This window comes from Armatimonadota bacterium (assembly GCA_031432545.1).
In the GTDB taxonomy this organism is placed as follows: domain Bacteria; phylum Sysuimicrobiota; class Sysuimicrobiia; order Sysuimicrobiales; family Sysuimicrobiaceae; genus Caldifonticola; species Caldifonticola tengchongensis.
In genome coordinates, this window is the sequence record JAVKGX010000002.1 from 94,921 (window position 1) to 111,686 (window position 16,766).

The 16,766-nt window shown below is 69.0% G+C and carries 15 protein-coding genes; 10 read left to right on the forward strand and 5 right to left on the reverse strand.

Annotated elements, in window-relative coordinates:
* Nucleotides 1-106 precede the first annotated feature (106 nt).
* Nucleotides 107-619: a hypothetical protein gene (locus tag QN163_04155; protein MDR5683203.1), complete on the forward strand. Its 513-nt coding sequence runs from the start codon at nucleotides 107-109 to the stop codon at nucleotides 617-619.
* A gap of 110 nt (nucleotides 620-729) precedes the next feature.
* A complete protein-coding gene (locus QN163_04160; GenBank protein ID MDR5683204.1) occupies nucleotides 730-1,146 on the forward strand; it encodes a hypothetical protein in 417 nt (138 codons plus the stop codon).
* Between the two features lie 53 nt (nucleotides 1,147-1,199).
* Here the strand turns inward: QN163_04160 and QN163_04165 are convergent, their stop codons facing one another.
* The 5 genes from QN163_04165 to QN163_04185 all read right to left on the reverse strand — a co-directional run bounded on the left by QN163_04165 (nucleotide 1,200) and on the right by QN163_04185 (nucleotide 8,186).
* Nucleotides 1,200-1,649, reverse strand: a complete 450-nt coding sequence (locus QN163_04165; protein MDR5683205.1) for a response regulator transcription factor — start codon at nucleotides 1,647-1,649, stop codon at nucleotides 1,200-1,202.
* A gap of 164 nt (nucleotides 1,650-1,813) precedes the next feature.
* The gene (gene acnA / locus QN163_04170) at nucleotides 1,814-4,579 is read right to left on the reverse strand and encodes an aconitate hydratase AcnA (GenBank protein ID MDR5683206.1); all 2,766 of its coding nucleotides are present in this window, start codon (nucleotides 4,577-4,579) and stop codon (nucleotides 1,814-1,816) included.
* Between the two features lie 25 nt (nucleotides 4,580-4,604).
* The gene (locus QN163_04175; GenBank protein MDR5683207.1) at nucleotides 4,605-5,258 is read right to left on the reverse strand and encodes a response regulator transcription factor; all 654 of its coding nucleotides are present in this window, start codon (nucleotides 5,256-5,258) and stop codon (nucleotides 4,605-4,607) included.
* 64 nt (nucleotides 5,259-5,322) lie between these two features.
* A complete protein-coding gene (locus QN163_04180) occupies nucleotides 5,323-6,528 on the reverse strand; it encodes a sensor histidine kinase (GenBank protein MDR5683208.1) in 1,206 nt (401 codons plus the stop codon).
* An 8-nt stretch (nucleotides 6,529-6,536) separates the two neighbouring features.
* Nucleotides 6,537-8,186, reverse strand: coding sequence for a PucR family transcriptional regulator ligand-binding domain-containing protein (locus QN163_04185; protein MDR5683209.1), 1,650 nt, complete (start codon nucleotides 8,184-8,186; stop codon nucleotides 6,537-6,539).
* 121 nt (nucleotides 8,187-8,307) lie between these two features.
* Between QN163_04185 and QN163_04190 the strand changes: the two genes are divergently transcribed.
* The 8 genes from QN163_04190 (at nucleotide 8,308) to QN163_04225 (ending at nucleotide 16,746) form a co-directional block, all read left to right on the forward strand.
* Nucleotides 8,308-9,543: an ABC transporter substrate-binding protein gene (locus tag QN163_04190; protein ID MDR5683210.1), complete on the forward strand. Its 1,236-nt coding sequence runs from the start codon at nucleotides 8,308-8,310 to the stop codon at nucleotides 9,541-9,543.
* Nucleotides 9,540-10,880, forward strand: a complete 1,341-nt coding sequence (locus QN163_04195; protein MDR5683211.1) for an ABC transporter substrate-binding protein — start codon at nucleotides 9,540-9,542, stop codon at nucleotides 10,878-10,880. The genes QN163_04190 and QN163_04195 overlap by 4 nt, the downstream gene beginning before the upstream one ends.
* Nucleotides 10,881-10,943: 63 nt before the next feature.
* Nucleotides 10,944-11,831 (forward strand): branched-chain amino acid ABC transporter permease, encoded by an 888-nt coding sequence (locus QN163_04200; GenBank protein MDR5683212.1) that lies wholly within the window; start codon nucleotides 10,944-10,946, stop codon nucleotides 11,829-11,831.
* Nucleotides 11,828-12,769: a branched-chain amino acid ABC transporter permease gene (locus QN163_04205; GenBank protein ID MDR5683213.1), complete on the forward strand. Its 942-nt coding sequence runs from the start codon at nucleotides 11,828-11,830 to the stop codon at nucleotides 12,767-12,769. Before QN163_04200 ends, QN163_04205 begins: the two co-directional genes overlap by 4 nt.
* Nucleotides 12,766-13,509, forward strand: coding sequence for an ABC transporter ATP-binding protein (locus QN163_04210; protein MDR5683214.1), 744 nt, complete (start codon nucleotides 12,766-12,768; stop codon nucleotides 13,507-13,509). Before QN163_04205 ends, QN163_04210 begins: the two co-directional genes overlap by 4 nt.
* A 2-nt stretch (nucleotides 13,510-13,511) precedes the next feature.
* Entirely contained in the window at nucleotides 13,512-14,180 is a 669-nt protein-coding gene (locus QN163_04215; protein MDR5683215.1) for an ATP-binding cassette domain-containing protein, read from the forward strand.
* Complete coding sequence (locus QN163_04220) at nucleotides 14,159-15,586, forward strand: aldehyde dehydrogenase family protein (protein MDR5683216.1); 1,428 nt, start codon at nucleotides 14,159-14,161, stop codon at nucleotides 15,584-15,586. Before QN163_04215 ends, QN163_04220 begins: the two co-directional genes overlap by 22 nt.
* Nucleotides 15,587-15,618: 32 nt before the next feature.
* Nucleotides 15,619-16,746 carry a zinc-dependent alcohol dehydrogenase family protein gene (locus QN163_04225; protein MDR5683217.1) on the forward strand — a complete coding sequence of 376 codons (1,128 nt, stop codon included), beginning with the start codon at nucleotides 15,619-15,621 and terminating at the stop codon, nucleotides 16,744-16,746.
* The last annotated feature ends 20 nt before the right edge of the window (nucleotides 16,747-16,766 follow it).

The window sequence follows — 16,766 nt, forward strand, 5'->3', positions numbered from 1 at the left end:
GGACGTGACAGCAGCCGACATCGCCACCAACGTACCAAAAGCGGGCACTGGGGACATCGGGTGCGCACCCGATCTTCAGCGCCGCCCATCGGCGGCCGCGGGCAGGGTGAAGGTGAAGGTGCTCCCTCGGTTCGGCCCATCGCTGTGGGCCCATATCTGCCCCCCCGTGGGCCTCGACGAGGTGGCGGGCGATGGTCAGCCCGATGCCGCTACCGCCGCTGGCGCGAGCGCGGGAACGATCTACGCGATAGAAGCGGTCGAAGACATGGGGCAGGTGCTCGGCGGCGATGCCGGCGCCGTCGTCGCGTACGGCCACCGCTACGAACGTCCGGTCGCGGTATGCCCGCACCTCGACATGGCCGCCGGGCGGCGTGTGCTGCAGCGCGTTGCCGAGGACGTTCGTGAGGACCTGGCCGATGCGATCTGGATCTGCGCAGACCGGCGGCACATCGGGCGCGAGTTCGGCCCTCAACGCGACCTTCTTGTCTTCGAACTGGGGCCGCATCCGCGCAAGGGCTGCCTCCACGAGCTCGCCCACACCGACCGTTCGGGGTTGGACCGGGATCTGGCCGGCCTCGACACGGGACAACTCCTGCAAGTCGGCGACCAGCCGTTGTAGCCGGTTCGTCTCCCGCAGGATCCGATGGAACGTCTCGGGTTCCGGGGGCAGCGCGCCGTCGAGCAGACTCCTACGTACCCGGCCACGCTCGAAAGCGATGTGCGCAGTTCGTGCGCTACGTCGGCGATCAGGTCGCGCCGCATCCGTTCCACCTGTTGCAAAGAGCCGGCCATGCGATTGAACTGGGATGCCAGGCGTCCCAGCTCGTCGCCGGAGGTGACCGGGACGCGTTCGTCGTAGCGACCGCTGGCGATGCGCTCGCTGGCGCGGGTCATCGCCTGGATCGGCGCCACGATGCGCCGCGACAGGAAGCCCGCGACGGCGACAGCGACCGTAATTGCCGCAGCGGCCGCGACCGCGACGGCTGCGTTCATGGGCCGCAGGAAGCTGCCGAGAAGATCTTCGGCCACCGCCGGGGCGCGCCCCATGTGCTGTCTCATCACCGCCAGGTGGTCCCCGAACGTCACGGGTGCGACCGCCTGGGCCGTCATCCACAACACGACCGTGCCGACGCCGATGATCAGTAGGTGGGAGGCGAACAGTTTCCACGCGAGCCGAGAGCCGAGCGGCGCCATGCCTCTCATCGTGGTTCGTCGGCGAATCGGTACCCCACACCCCGAGTAGTTCGGCCCCACACGCGTTCGAGGAGTTGCTCCCGCGTCAGCACGTGCCCCGGGTAGGCGGCCAGCACCGTGAGCAGGTCGAACTCCAGGGCCGTGAGCGCGATCGGCTCCCCATCGCGCCGAACCTCGCGCCGCGCGGGATCGATGCGCAGGTGCTGGAAGACCATCGTCGGTGCCAGGCCCATCCCGCCACGTCCCCGGCGCAGGATCGCACGGATGCGGGCCGTCAGCTCGCGCGGACTGAAGGGCTTGGTCACGTAGTCGTCGGCTCCCATCGTCAGCCCGACCACCTTGTCGGTCTCCTCGGCGCGCGCGGTCAGCATCACGACGTACGCGCCGGACTCCCGGCGCACCTGGCGCAGGATTTCGATGCCGTCCAGCCCCGGCAGCATCACATCGAGGACCACGACGTCGGGCCGGAAGGTACGGACCTTGGCGAGGCCGGCGGACCGTCGGACGCCACCTCGACCTCGAACCCCTCGCGTCTCAGGTAGGAACCGACCAGCTCGAGGATGCTGTCCTCGTCGTCGACGACCAACACTCTCGCCGCCAACGCCCCACCCCGCAGCGTTCAGACGGGCTCGAGCAGCCGGCGCAGCATCATCGGCAGCACGCCGCCGTGCCGGTAGTAGGAGAGTTCGGTCGCGGTGTCGATCCGCACGGTCGCCTGGAAGGTGACGCCGTCGCCGTCGGTCCGGTGGGCGCGGACCGTCACCGTACCACCCGGACGGAGGCCATCGGCCAACCCGAGCACATCGTAGACCTCCTTCCCGGTGAGCCCCAGCGACTCGGCGCCGTCGCCGTCGCGGAACTGCAGGGGCAGCACGCCCATCCCGACCAGGTTGCTGCGGTGGATGCGTTCGTAACTTTGGGCGAGTACCGCACGCACACCGAGCAGCGATACCCCCTTGGCTGCCCAATCTCGCGAGCTGCCCGCACCGTACTCCTTGCCCGCCAGCACCAACAGCGGTACGCCCTCACTCCGGTAGCGCATGGCGGCATCGTAGATGGGCAACAGCTGCCCGCTGGGCAAGTGCACTGTCCAGCCGCCCTCGCGCCCGCCCGCCAGCGCGTTGCGCAGCCGGATGTTGGCGAACGTTCCCCGCATCATGACCTGGTGATTGCCCCGTCGCGCACCGTAGCTGTTGAACTCCGCGGGGGATACCCCGTGCTCGATCAGGTAGCGGCCCGCGGGGCTGTCCGGCGGGATGCTGCCCGCAGGCGAGATGTGGTCGGTGGTGACGGAATCTCCAAGCACCGCCAAGACCCGGGCGCCCCGGATATCCTGCAGGGGTCCAGGCTGCGGGGGCAGGTCCTGGAAGAAGGGCGGTTCCTGTACGTACGTGGAGTCGGGGTCCCACGCGTAGAGGTTGCCCTCCGGAACCGGTAGGGTCCGCCACGCCTCGTCGCCCGTGAACACATCCCGGTAACGCTCGCGGAAAAGTTCTGGGCTCACGTGGCGCCCCACCAGCTCCTGCACCTCGTGGGTGGTTGGCCAGATGTCCGGTAGGTACACGGGATTCCCGTTGGGGTCGTACCCCACGGGGTCCCGGGTCAGGTCGACGTCCACAGTGCCCGCCAGGGCGAAGGTCACCACGAGGGGCGGGCTCGCTAGGTAGGCAGCCCGTACCAGCGGGTGGATCCGGCCCTCGAAGTTGCGGTTGCCGCTCAGTACTGCGGCGACGACCAGGTCATGCTCCTGGATGGCCTTCGCCACGGGCTCGGGCAGCGGCCCGCTGTTCCCGATGCAGGTGGTGCACCCGTAGCCCACCAGGTGGAAGCGCAGCGCCTCCAGGTAGGGCATCAGCCCCGCCTGCTTGAGGTACTCGGTTACCACCGCAGACCCCGGCGCCAGGCTCGTCTTCACCGCGGGACTCACCACCAAGCCTCGCTCGACCGCCTTCTTGGCCACCAGCCCCGCGGCCAGCATGACGGAGGGGTTGCTGGTGTTGGTGCAGCTGGTGATGGCCGCGATGACAACCGATCCGTGCCGCAGCTCCGCGTGCATCCCGTCCAGGCGGACATCCACGGTCTTGGGCCAGGAGGCGACGGCCGCGCCGCGGTCTCCGGCGGGCCGGCCTCCTTCAGACTCCAGACGGCCGGTGGCGACCCGGTTCGCGTCGGACGCGCCGATCCGATCCCCCAACGCCGCGTAGAAGCTGCGTCCAACGTCTCGCAGGGGGACCCGGTCCTGGGGCCGCTGCGGACCTGCCACACTGGGCTCCAGGGTGCCGAGGTCCAGCTCCACCACCTGGTCGTACGCCGGCTGTGCGCTCGCTTCCCAGAACATCCCCTGCTCCTTGGCGTAGCGCTCCACCAGGGCCGCGTGATCTGGGTCCTGGCTTGTGAGGCGCAGATAGCCCAACGTCTCGTTGTCGATGGGGAACAGAGCGGCGGTGGCCCCGTACTCGGGTGCCATGTTGGCGATGGTGGCCCGGTCCGGCAGGGACAGATGGTACAGGCTGGGCCCGAAGAACTCCACGAACTTGTCCACCACGCCCACTCGGCGCAGGATCTGGGTGACCGTGAGCACCAGGTCCGTAGCCGTGACGCCCTCGGGAGGCGTGCCGTGGAGCCGGAGGCCCACCACCTCCGGAGCCGCCAGGTAGATCGGCTGGCCCAGCATCACCGCCTCCGCCTCGATGCCGCCCACGCCCCAGCCCAGCACGCCGAGCCCGTTGACCATGGTGGTGTGGGAATCCGTCCCCACGAGACTGTCGGGGAACGCGACCTGCTCGCCGTCCTGGTCGCGCGTGGCCACCACCGAGGCCAGGTACTCCAGGTTCACCTGGTGGACGATCCCCGTACCCGGCGGCACCACCCGGAAGTTGCGGAACGCCTTCTGGGCCCACCGCAGCAGGGCATACCGCTCGCGGTTGCGCTCGTATTCCCGCTCCACGTTGAACCGGAAGGCCAGCGCCGACCCAAAGGCGTCCACCTGTACCGAGTGGTCGATCACCAGGTCCACAGGCACCAGCGGGTTGATGCGTTTGGGGTCGCCGCCCAGGCGGGCGACCGCAGACCGCATGGCTGCCAGGTCCACCACCGCCGGGACACCGGTGAAGTCCTGCAGAAGCACCCGCGCAGGCAGAAACGGCACCTCCCGCCCCGCACGTGAACCCGGCTGCCAGGAGGCGAGCGCACGCACGTCGTCTTCGGTGAACGGACCGCTTCCCGCAAAGCGGAGCACGTTCTCCAGTAGGACCTTGACGGTATAGGGGATGCGGTCCAAAGACAGCGTCAGATCGTCCGCGAGCGCGCCCAACCGATAGTAGGCAACGGTCTGCGTCCCTGTGGACAGCGTTGAGCGGGCGTGGAAGGGGTCTCGGCGGCTCATCGGCAGCATCGGTTCCGTGTTGTGCTCATGCCTCGATCAGACCCTTGCGGATCGCGTACCGTACCAGCTCGGTACGGTCGTGCAGGTTGAGCTTCTCCATGATGTGCGCACGGTGGGTCTGCACGGTCTTGATACTTATGTACAGCCGCTTGGCGATCTCCTGATTCGTCAGGCCCTCGGCGATCAGCGTGAGCACCTCGCGCTCGCGCGGCGTGAGACCGTCCAGCGACGCCGGCTCTTCCTTCGCTGCCGCACGGTCCAGGAAGTCCTGCACGACGAGGCGCGCCACCGACGGGTACAAGAATGCTTCCCCGCGGTGCGCGGCACGGACGGCGGAGACGAGGTCTTCGGCCGCGGCTCGCTTGAGCACGTAGCCGGCCCCACCCGCGCGCAGCATCCGGAAGACGTAGCTCGGCTCCTCGTGCATCGTCAAGCCAAGCACCTGCACCGACGGCAGCTCCTGCCGGATCTTCTCCGTCGCCTCGATCCCGGTCATGTCCGGCATGCTGATGTCCATCACCACGACGTCGGGCCGCAGCTGCCGCGCGAGTTCCAGCGCCTCGCGGCCGGTGGCGGCCTCGCCGACGACCTCGAAGTCCCGCTGGCCGGACAGGATCATCCGAACCCCCTCCCGCACGATGCTGTGGTCGTCGGCGATGAGAATGCGGATCTTGTTCATGACCGCCCCCGGCGCCGGGTTGCGGGCGCCGCGCCGGCGGTGGGGCGTCGTATCGTGCCCACCTTCACCCGCCGGACTCGTCGTGCAGCGGAATCCTCGCCAGCACCGTCGTGCCGACGCCGGGCACCGACAGCACCTGGAGCGTACCGCCTACCAGCTGCGCGCGCTCCCGCATCCCCGCCAGACCCAAGGTCGCCCGGGGTTCCGGGTCTGTGCTGTCGAACCCGGTCCCGTCGTCTCGGACCATCACGAGCAGGAACCCGCCGCGGCGGTCCACGCGGATCTCCAGCTGTCGTGCCTGCGCGTGCCGCAACGCGTTCGTCACGGCCTCCTGCACGATGCGAAATACGACCGTCTCGACCTCCTGCGGAAGGCGCTGCCCAATGTCACCGATGTGGACGTCGGCTCGCAGACCGGCCGCATGCACGTAAGTGTCCGCATACCAGCGGAGTGCGGGTCCCAGACCGAGGTCGTCGAGGATCGAAGGCCGCAGTTCGTACACGAGCTTGCGCAACTCGTCCAGTCCCTGCTGCGCCAGGTCGTGCAATTTCCGCAGCGCCGGCGCCAGCGGCCCGTCCTCGGACTCCGCGCGTCGGGTGAGTTGCGCGAGCTGGATGATCAGCGCCGTCATCATCTGTCCGGCGTGGTCGTGCAGGTCCCGGGCGATGCGCCGCCGTTCCTCTTCCTGCGCGACGAGCAACCTCTGCAGCAGCTGACGCCGCGTATGCTCCTGCTCGCGCACCTGGTCGAACAGACGGGCGCGCTGGACGGCGACAGCGATCTCGTGCCCCAACGCCTCCAGCAGGTCGAGTTCCTCCGCGGCGAACGACCTGCCCGGGGGCAGCAGCAGATTCAGGATCCCGACGGTTTCGTCCTGCGCGATCAGCGGAACCGAGGCGTGGCGGTGCCGCTCGGGCGACTGGGGCAGGGCCTGCTCCAGCCGCGCGCAGTCAATGAAGTTCACGGGCTCGGCGAGCCGCCCCTCCCGCAGCATCGAGATGCACCGGCAGTCCCCGGCCATCCGCCGCTTGCCGGAGACCGACAGCGCCGGAGGTAGGTTCACGTCTGCAGCCATACGGAACTCCCCAGGCTCCGGGCCGTGCAGGAAGATCCAGCCGGCGTCGACGTCCATTAGTTCGACGATGCGGTGCAGGGCTCCATCGAGTGCCTCCCGCAGTGTGTACGATCGGTTGAGCACCTCAGCGATGCCGCGGAAGATCGCGGTCTGCCGGGCGACGTGGCGCGGGGCATCCGTTGGTTGGGCTTCCATCATGCCTATCATACGGGCTCGCCGGCTCCGGGTGGCGAGTGTCGGGGACCGTGTTGCGCTCCCGTCGGTCGGCCGGACAGCTTCTCGATTTCGAGCGCCATCTGGAGGCGGAACCGGGTCTGGGGGTCGTCGAGACCTGCGCCCAGGATCTCCTCCATCCGCTCGACCCGGTGGCGCAGCGTGTTCCAGTGGACGTCCAGCCGCCGCGCCGCCGACCTCTGGTTGAACCCGCAGGTGATGAGGGCGACCGCAGTCTCGTACAGCGCCGCGCTGTGGTCGCGCAGGGCTCCCAGCGTGGCGCGGTACAGGCTTTCCATGGCCTCCCGGTCGGAGGCCGAGCCGAGGATCCGCACCGTCTCGAAGTCCTCATACCACCAGACCCCGCTGCCGCGCACCGTACCCAGCGCGGCCTCCGCCTGCCGCAGGCTGAGCGGGATCCCGGTGTGACCCTGCTGGGGCCGTCCCACGACGAGCGCGACCGGCACCTCCGGTGCGGCGTCGCGCAGGTGGAGCCAGATGCCCTGGACCCGGCGGCGGAGTCTATCTTGCGGCAAGTCGGCGGAAATCAGACACTGCACCTGGTTCAGGGCGAAGGCCAAGAAGGCGGGCAGGCGAAAGGCTTCCAGGGCCGCCTGAAGCGCCTGGCCCAGCCGTGCGCGGTTCTGGAAGTCGTCGGTGGACGTGAGCGCGCGCGGTCGCACAGTCCCGTCCGCATCGACCGGAGCAGCGATGGCGACGGCGTACGTGCCCTCGGGGTCGAACCCCAACAGTTGCGCGCGCTCCCGCAACCCCGAGTCCCCAGTCAGCCTGCCCTGCAGGACCGCTTCGACGAAGGTGTTGCGCACGCGGGCCTCCGCGTCGGCTACGGCCTGCTGGCGCAGCAGGTGCAACCCCGCCACGACTGCGCCGTGTTCTCCCGCGCGCACGTCCAGTTCGTTCATCCCGCCCGGTGGGCCGACGACAATGAGATACCCGGACACCTCCCGCCCGGTGCGCACCGGAAAGAAGATGCCCTCGATTTGGTCCGTGCGGAAGCTCCCCTCGCGGTGCGCTGACGACCCAGACGCCGAGATCGCCCCGCGGGCGGCCCGCTCGATCGTCTCCCACTCTGCGGGGGTCGCGGTCAACGCGCGCAGCCGCCGGTCCGTGACGACGACGCGCTTGCCGATCAGCTCCCCGAGCCGATCGGCGATGCTCTCCACGGCCTCGGCGTCGAGCGCGGCCGCGGTCAGCGTGCGGTGGATTCGCTCCGAACGCTCCAGCACCTCGAACTGCCGGCGGATGATCTCCCGGTTGATGGTCTCCACCAACTCGGCGAACGACGTCTCATGGTGCGCCTCGAGCACCGCCAGCCCGACTTCGCCTGCCGACGCAGCCTGGCGGATGGGGCTGGGAATGCTCGGGAAGAACGGCGGGTCCGCCCGGAACAGAATCGCGGAGGCGCCGGCGCGGTCCAGGTCTGCCAGGATCCTCCGCTGCTCGGCGGCGTCGGCCGGCCAACTGTATCCGGTCGTCAGCAGCAACTCCCCCCCGTGCGGCCAGGGCAGGACCTCGGGCCACGTGTGCACCCACCGGATGACCCGATCCAAGCCGTGGCGGGAGATCGGCTGCACGTCCCGCATGACATCCAAGCGCAACACCTCGTGCACCCGCAACATCACCTGTAGCCCCGAATCATAGACGGTAAATACTATGATAAACGCCCAAATCGATTCGGATCATCTTGTGACAACAAGCCCTTGATTTCGCCTCCGCGCACACCTGTAGCATGAGGCAACGATGTCGTCTCGACACGGCAGGCGTCGACGTGCCGCCGACACGATTACGGTGGGCTGTTTGTATCCGCTGACCGGCCGGGCGGCGCGCTACGGGCACGACGCGATCGTGGGTGCCGAGATGGCGGCCGACGAGATCAACGAAGCCGGCGGCGTGGACGGCTCCGAGTTGAGGCTGCTGTTCTCCGACGACCGGTCCGATCCCACGTTCGCCGTCAAGGTGGCCCAGCGCTATGTGACCGAGGACCGCGTCGAGTTCCTGATGGGGGTGGTCAGCAGCGCCGTCGCTTTGGCGGTGACCGAGGTTTCCCGGCACTTCGGTGTCGTCTTCGTCGGCACCGACCACGCGTCGGGGAGGCTGACCATCGAGCAGTTCCAGCCGTACTACTTCCGGGTGACGAACAACACGGTGCAGTCCATGCGCGCCGGCGCCATGTACCTGCAGCGCCGCCCGTGGTCCACCTACTTCTACATCGGGCCGGACTACGAGTACGGGCACAGGCAGTGGCAGGACTTCCGGGACCATCTCGCCCAGCTGCGGCCGGATGTGGCGTTCATCGGGCAGGCCTGGCCGAAGCTGTACCAGAGCGACTACCGACCGTTCATCCGTGCGATCCTCGAGGCTTCGCCGCAGGTGCTCGTCCACGGCTTTTGGGGCGGAGACACGATCGCCTTCCTCGAACAGGGGTTGGAACTGGGTCTATTCGACCGCATCCAGGTCGTCAGCTTCGACGCGGGTGGCAACTACGAGGTGTTCGAGGCCCTAGGCGACCGCATGCCCACCGGCCTCATCCTGAGCGCCCGCCACCACAACAACTTCCCGCAGACGGATGAAAACCGCACCTTCGTGGAGCGCTTTTGGTCGAGGGCGCGGCGCTATCCGTCGTACACGGCGCACGGGGCGTACGTCGGCGTGCACTTTATCGCGCAGGCCGTGCAGCGGGCGGGATCGGTGGACAGCGACGACGTCGTCCGCGCGGCCGAAGGCATGCAGCTTCGTACGCCTCGCGACCGCGAAGGTTTCTGTTCGTGGATCCGGCCGGTCGATCACCAGATCGTGCAGGAGATGTACATCGGCGTCAGCGAGCCCAACGTTGACTTCGCGCCGGCGCGCGTGATGCTGGGGCGGTGGGAGGTGATCCCCGCCGACCGGCTGTTGCCCGACACCGAAGAGATCCTGCGGCTGCGGCAGGCGGCCGCACAGCACAGATCGGCCATTCCACACGGGGGTGGGTCATGAGGCAAAGGAACGTCCATACGTCCGTTGCCCGGCGGGTGGCGGGGATCGCCGCGGCGGCCGCGCTGGCGGTGGCGGTGGGGGCGCCCGGCGGGACGGCCGGGGCGGGACCCGCACGGCCGGCGGAGGTCAAGATCGGCATCGTTACCTTCCTGTCCGGTCCGGCGGCGGCGCCGTTCGGCATCCCGGCCCGCAACGCGGCCGAGGTGCTCATCGACGAGATCAACGCCGGCCGCGCGCCGGCCCCGTACAATCAGCGGGGCATCGCTGGGGTTCCGATCCGCGTGGTGTACGTGGACGAAGCCGGGGGAGCGGACCGGCAGGTCGCGGAGTTCCGCCGCCTGGTGCTGGACGAGCGGGTGGACCTGGTGATCGGGTACATCTCCAGCGCGGACTGCCTGGCGGTCGCACCGGTCGCCGAGGAGCTGCGCGCGCTGCTCGTGATGTTCGACTGCGGCACGAACCAGATCTTCGAAGAGCGCAGCTATCGGTACGTGTTCCGCACGCACGGCCACCAGATCCTGGACAACGTCGGGGCGGCGCGGTACATCTTGCGGATCAAACCCGAGATCGCGTCGATCGCGGGGATCAACCAGAACTACGCGTGGGGGCAGGACTCGTGGCGGGACTTCCGGGACTCGGTGCGCAGACTGAAACCCGACGTACGCGTGATGGGCGAGCACTTCCCGCCTCTGTTCGGCGGTGAGTACTCGGCTCAGATCTCTGCGCTGCTGGGCGCACGGCCGGAGGTCGTGCACACCAGCTTTTGGGGTGGCGACCTCGAGAGCTTCCTCATCCAGCAACTGCCCCGGCGGCTGTACGAGCGCAGCACTCTCGTGTTGACCACCGGGGACACCGTTCTGCCGCGTCTGGGGCGCAACATGATCCCGGGGGTGGTCGTCGGAGCACGCGGGCCGCACGGCGCGCTGGCGCCCAATGTCCCGCTGAACCGGTGGTTCCGGGAGGTGTATGCGCGGCGGTTCAACGTCCGTCCCGTGTACCCCTCGTACCACATGTCTCAGGCGATCTTCGGAGTCAAGACGGCGTACGAGCGGGCGCAGCGGCAGGTGGGAGGATGGCCGACCCGAGAACAGGTCATCGACGCGTTCCGGGGGATCACGTTCGACACTCCCAGCGGTCCGATCCGCATGGCGCTGGGCCGCGGGCACCAGGCGATCGAGCCGGTGGCCTATGGGATCACGAGCCGTTTCAACACCGCCACGGGGGAGTACGATCTGACGCGCGTCGTGGTCTTTCCCGCCGAGTGCGTCAACCCACCGGAGGGGATGACCAGCGCCGACTGGATCGCGCAGGGCTTCCCCGGGGCACGCTGCCCGTAGACGGGTGAGCCGGAGGAGACGGGGCCCGGCGCCCAGATTCCGGTCGAGACGTGGTGGGGCGCTGTGACGACCATCGTCGCGGACGGCTTGGTCTTCGCTTCCTGGCTGTTCCTGGTCTCGGCCGGGCTGACGCTGATCTACGGCGTCCTGCGCATCCTCAACATCGCCCACGGGAGCCTGTACGCGCTGGGTGCGTACGCCGGGGCTTCGCTGGTCATCGTCTACTCCCAGCGCGAGGCGTGGCCGTACGGCACCTTCTTCCTGCTGCCGCTGGCAGCGGTGGTCGTCGGCGCGGTCACGGGCCCGGTGATGGAGCGGGGCGTCCTGCGCTGGATGTACGGCCGGGACCAGGTGTTGCAGCTGCTGGTGACCTTCGCGCTGTTCTTGATCCTGGAAGATGCGGTGAAGCTCATCTGGGGGGTCAGCCCCTACTACGCGTTCCAGCCCTACACGCTGTTGGGCGAAATCCACCTCGCAGACGTCGTCTATCCCGGTTACAGTATGCTGCTGGTCGGGGTGGCCGCCTGCGCGGCGGTGGGGCTGTGGCTGTTCACAAGCCGCAGCCGCCTGGGCCGCCTGGTCGTCGCCGTCATCCACGACCCGGAGATGAGCACCGCGATGGGCGTCAACCTGCCGCGCGTGTACGTGCTGACGTTCTCCCTCGGAGCGTCCCTCGCGGCGCTGGGAGGTGCCTTCACCGCGCCGATGATCTCGGTCGTGCCGGGGATCGCCGTGGAGGTGATCGTGGTCGCCTTCGCGGTCGTGGTCATCGGCGGGCTGGGCAGCCTGGAGGGGGCGGTCGCCGGTGCGTTGCTGATCGGCCTGGTGCGGTCGGCGGCGGTCCATCTGTTCCCGGCGCTGGAACTGTTCGCGATCTACCTGGTGATGGCTGCGGTGTTGCTCGTCCGACCGCACGGGCTGTTCGCCCGCCCCGAGGCGCGGCGCATATGAACGGGCTGGGTCGGGCCCTGCCAGCCGTCCTGCTGTTGGTCTTCGCTGTCCTCGGCTCCGTCCTGCCGGGCTGGCTGGTCTTCGTGTTGACCCTGGCACTCGCAAAGGGGCTGGTGGTGCTGGCGGTCGTCGTGCTCATGCGCGCAGGGCTGGTTTCGTTCGGCCACGGGCTGTTCTTCGCGGGTGCTGCCTACGCTGCGGGATTTGCCACGCGGGCGTGGGAGGTCAAGGAGGCGCTGCTGCTCATCCTGCTGGGCGTGGCGGTGGCGGTCGCCCTGGGAGCGGTCTTCGGGCTGCTCGCAGCACGGTACCGCGAGATCTTCTTCGCGATGCTCAGCTTGGCGTTCTCGATGGTGCTGTACGGAGTGCTCATCAAGGCCTACACGCTCACCGGCGGCAGCGATGGGTTGCGGATTCCCGTTCCGACGATCCTCGGCGTCGTGCCCCAGCTGGAGCAGGCCCGGCTGGCGATCTACTACGTCGCCCTGGCAGCGGTTGCCGTGGCGGTTGCGCTCATCCGGCGCTACTCCGCCGCTCCGCTTGGCTACCTCATGCAGGCGGTGCGCGACAACGAGGTTCGCGTGGGCTACTTGGGCGCGTCCGTGAACCGGGCCATCTATCTGACCTACGTGCTGTCGGCCGCGCTCGGCGGGCTGGGAGGGGTGTTGGTCGCACTCAACGTCGGCCACATCGACCCGAACCTGGCGTACTGGACCACGTCGGGGGAATTCGTCTTCATCGCTCTGCTGGGCGGCACCGAGGGCGTTCTCGCGCCGCTGGCGGGCGCAATCGTCTACGAGCTGTTCAAGAGCTACGCGTTCAAGTACGCACCGTACGCGTGGCAGATGATGATGGGCGGTATCATGCTGGCGATCATCCTGTTCCTGCCGGGCGGGTTGTGGGCGCCGATCGAGCGGGCCCTGCGGAGGACGCGGTGACGCCGGTCTTGGAGGTCACCGACCTCACGATGCGCTTCGGCAGCATCGCCGCGGCCGAGAGCGAGAACGTGACGGTCCACAGCGGGGAATTCGTCGGTATCGTGGGGCCCAACGGCGCGGGCAAGACGACGTTTCTGAACCTCGTCACTGGCTACCTGCGGCCCCAGGCGGGGCGGGTGAAGTTTTGCGGGCGGGACATCCTCGGGTTGCGGCCGGAGGAGATCACGGCCCTGGGAATCGGAAGGTCTTTTCAGATCCCCCAGCTGTTCCTGACGCTGACCGTCCTCGAGAACCTGTTGGTCGCCCTGGCCTGCGCCGAACGGCGCAGCCTCGACTTCTGGCGGCCGTTGTGGCAGACAGACCGAATCCGTGCGGCACAGCAGGTGCTGGGACAGTTCGGCTTGGAGGCCGACGCGGACCGGCCCGCGAGCGAGCTTCCGGAAGGTGGCCGCAAGCTGCTGGACATCGCGCTGGCGTTCGCGTTGCGGCCGACGCTGCTGCTGATGGACGAGCCCACCAGCGGGGTCAGCGCGCAGGAGAAGTTCGCCGTGATGGACAGGCTCGTCGCGGTGCTGCGGGAAGGTTCGGTGACCGCGATCTTCGTCGAGCACGACATGGAGGTCGTCCGCCGCTACGCGGACCGGGTGCTCGTGCTCGACAACGGCCGCATCGTAGCCGAGGGACCACCGGCGCTGGTGCTCGGCGGGGAGGCCGCCCAGCAGGCAGCGAGGCCAGGCTGACGATGTTGTACGTACAGGACCTGCGGGTGAACATCCGACGGTTGGCGATCCTGCGCGGCGTGACCCTCGAGGTGCCTGCGGGGACGATCGTGGCGTTGGTGGGCCGCAACGGCGCCGGGAAAACCACGACCCTGCGCGCCGTCATGGGCTTGGTGCCCGCATCCGGCGGCTCGATCACCCTCGACGGAAGCGACCTGCTGCGGGTGCCGGCGCACGGTCGGGCGGCGCTGGGCATCGGGTACATGCCGGAGGACCGCCGGCTCATCCCCCAACTGACCGTGGAGGAGAACCTCCTCCTGCCGGCCTGGGCGAACCGCATGTCGGACGCCACCGGGCGTCTGCGGGACCTGTACGAACGCATGCCGGCGCTGGCGGCGTTCGCCTCCCGCCGGGCCGGACACCTCAGCGGAGGCCAGCAGAAACTCGTCGCGGCCGCGCGCGCCATGATGACCGCCGACCGTGTTCTGCTGCTGGACGAGCCGTTCGAAGGACTGGCACCGGCGCTCGTGGGCGCGTTAGGCTCGGTGCTGCGGGGGCTGGCGCAGGAGGGTCGTGCCGTGCTGGTGGCAGAGTCCGAACACACCCACGTCGCAGCACTCGCCCACCGGGCACACACGATCGAGCGCGGAGAGACCGTGGGGTGCAGGAGATGGAAGAACACCGGCTGCTGATCGGCGGGCGGTGGGTGTCTGGGGGCTCACTGTCGGAAGTCCGAAACAAATATACCGGCGAGGTGATCGGCGTACTTCCCGTCGCCACCCGCGCCGACGTGGAAGAGGCGGTGGCCGCCGCGCAACGGGCGGCGCCGGCCATGGCCGACTTGCCGGTACACCGCCGTGCCGAAATCTTGGCGAGGGCCGCCGCCTTGATCCGCGAGCGCAGGAAGGAGTTCGCGCGCACGATCGCGGCCGAAGCCGGCAAGGCTCTCAAGTACGCGCGGATCGAGGTGGATCGCGGGATCACGACGTTTGCCATCGCCGCAGAAGAGGCCCGCAGGCTGCACGGCGAGACGGTCCCCCTGGACGCCGTGCCCGCTGGAGAAGGTTACTTCGGGTTCTGGGTGCGCCGGCCCGTGGGGGTGGTGGCGGCCATCACGCCGTTCAACTTCCCCCTCAACCTGGTGGCGCACAAGGTGGCCCCCGCGCTGGCGTCAGGGAACACGGTGGTGCTGAAGCCGGCCAACACGACACCGCTGACGGCCGTCAAGCTGTGCCAGGTGCTCGAAGAGGCGGGTCTGCCGGCGGGTGCGATCAACCTCGTCAACGGGCCGGGCAGTACGGTGGGCGAGTGGCTGGTCACCGATCCCCGCGTGGCAAAGGTGTCGTTCACCGGCAGCCCACCTGTCGGCGAGCGGATCCTCTCGATCGCGGGCATCAAGAAGGTGACGCTGGAGCTCGGGAACACCTCTCCCGTGATCGTCGCACCGGACGCCGACCTGGACTACGTCGCCCGCAGGTGCGCGGTCGGAGCGTACTACAACTCCGGCCAGGTGTGCATTTCGGTGCAGCGCATCTATAGCGAGCGGGCGGCCTACGAACCCTTCGTGGAGCGGTTCGTGCGTGCCAGCGAGGAGATGGTGGTGGGCGACCCGCTGGACGAGCGAGTCGACGTGGGGCCAATGATCGACGTCCGCGAGGCCCAGCGGATCGAGTCCTGGGTCGCCGAGGCGCTGGCGGGTGGGGCGCGTGCCCTCACGGGAGCACGCCGGGAGGGTGCGGTATACGTGCCGACGGTGCTGACCGACGTCCGGCCCGACATGAAGGTCGTCGCTCAGGAGGCGTTTGCGCCCGTGGCGTCGGTGATCGCCTGCGACGACTTCGATGAAGCGCTGCGGCAGGCCGACGCGACCGAGTACGGCTTGCAGGCGGCGGTGTTCACGCGGGACCTGGATCGGGTGTTCCGGGCGATCCGGCGGCTGAACTTCGGCGGGGTGATCGTCAACGACACCCCGGCGTTCCGCGCCGACCACATGCCCTATGGCGGGATCCGGCGCAGCGGCCTGGGCCGTGAGGGCGTGCGGTTCGCGATGGAGGAGATGACGAACATCCAGATGGTCGCGATCCGCTTGGCACCGTAGCGGTCGCGGATCGTCGACGCGCACAGCGGGCGATGCAGACGCGGGCTGCGGTTCTGTACGAGATGGGCCGTCCCAGGCCCTACACGGAGACGCAACCGCTGCGCATCGAAGAAGTGGAGCTCGCAGGCCCTGGCCCGGGCCAGGTGCTGGTCGAAGTCGCCTGCGCCGGGCTGTGCCACTCCGATCTGTCGGTCATCGACGGATCGCGGCCGCGCCCGATGCCGATGGTATTGGGGCACGAGGCGGCCGGCGTAGTCCGAGAGGTCGGGACGGGCGTCCACGACCTCAGCCCCGGCGACCACGTCGTGCTCTCGTTCGTCCCCACCTGCGGCCGCTGCCGCTACTGCGCTGGGGGTCGGCCGGCGCTGTGTGAAGTCGGCAACCGGGCCAACGCCGCCGGCGTCCTGCTGGACGGCACCTGCCGGTTCCGCGACCGGGCCGAGCGCGCCCTGCACCACCACCTGGGGGTGTCGGCGTTCTCCCGTTTCACGGTGGCGGCTCAGGAGTCGCTCGTCCGCATCGACGCTGACGTCCCGTTGGACCGGGCCGCGCTGTTCGGCTGCGCGGTCGTGACCGGCGTGGGCGCAGTCGTCAACACGGCTCGTGTTCAACCCGGTACGGCGGTTGCGGTCTTCGGATTGGGCGGCGTGGGTCTGAGCGCGGTGATGGGCGCCCGCGTGGCGGGAGCGTATCCGATCGTGGCGGTCGACGTTGTGCGCGGCAAGTTGGATCTGGCGCGGCGAGTGGGTGCCACACACGTCGTCGAAGCCCGCGAGGACCCCGTCACCGCGGTCCGGGACCTGACCGGGGGTGGGGCAGACTATGCCTTCGAGAGCGTGGGGAGCGAGCAGGTACTCAGGCAGGCCTACGAGGCCACCCGCCGCGGGGGCACGACGGTGGCGATCGGCCTGCCGGACCCCAGCAGGCCGTTCGTCGTCCCCGCGGTCAGCCTCGTGGCCGAGGAGCGGACGGTAAGGGGATCGTACATGGGCTCGGCCGTTCCGCGCCGCGACATCCCCCGATTCCTCGCCCTCTACCAGGCGGGCCTGCTGCCGGTTGACCTCCTGCTCACCCGCACGATTCCGCTGGACGCCATCAACGACGCGTTCGAGGCACTCGCCCGAGGCGACGCGGTCCGCCAGATCGTCGCCACCTTCTGACCCCATCGGGCCCTCACGGG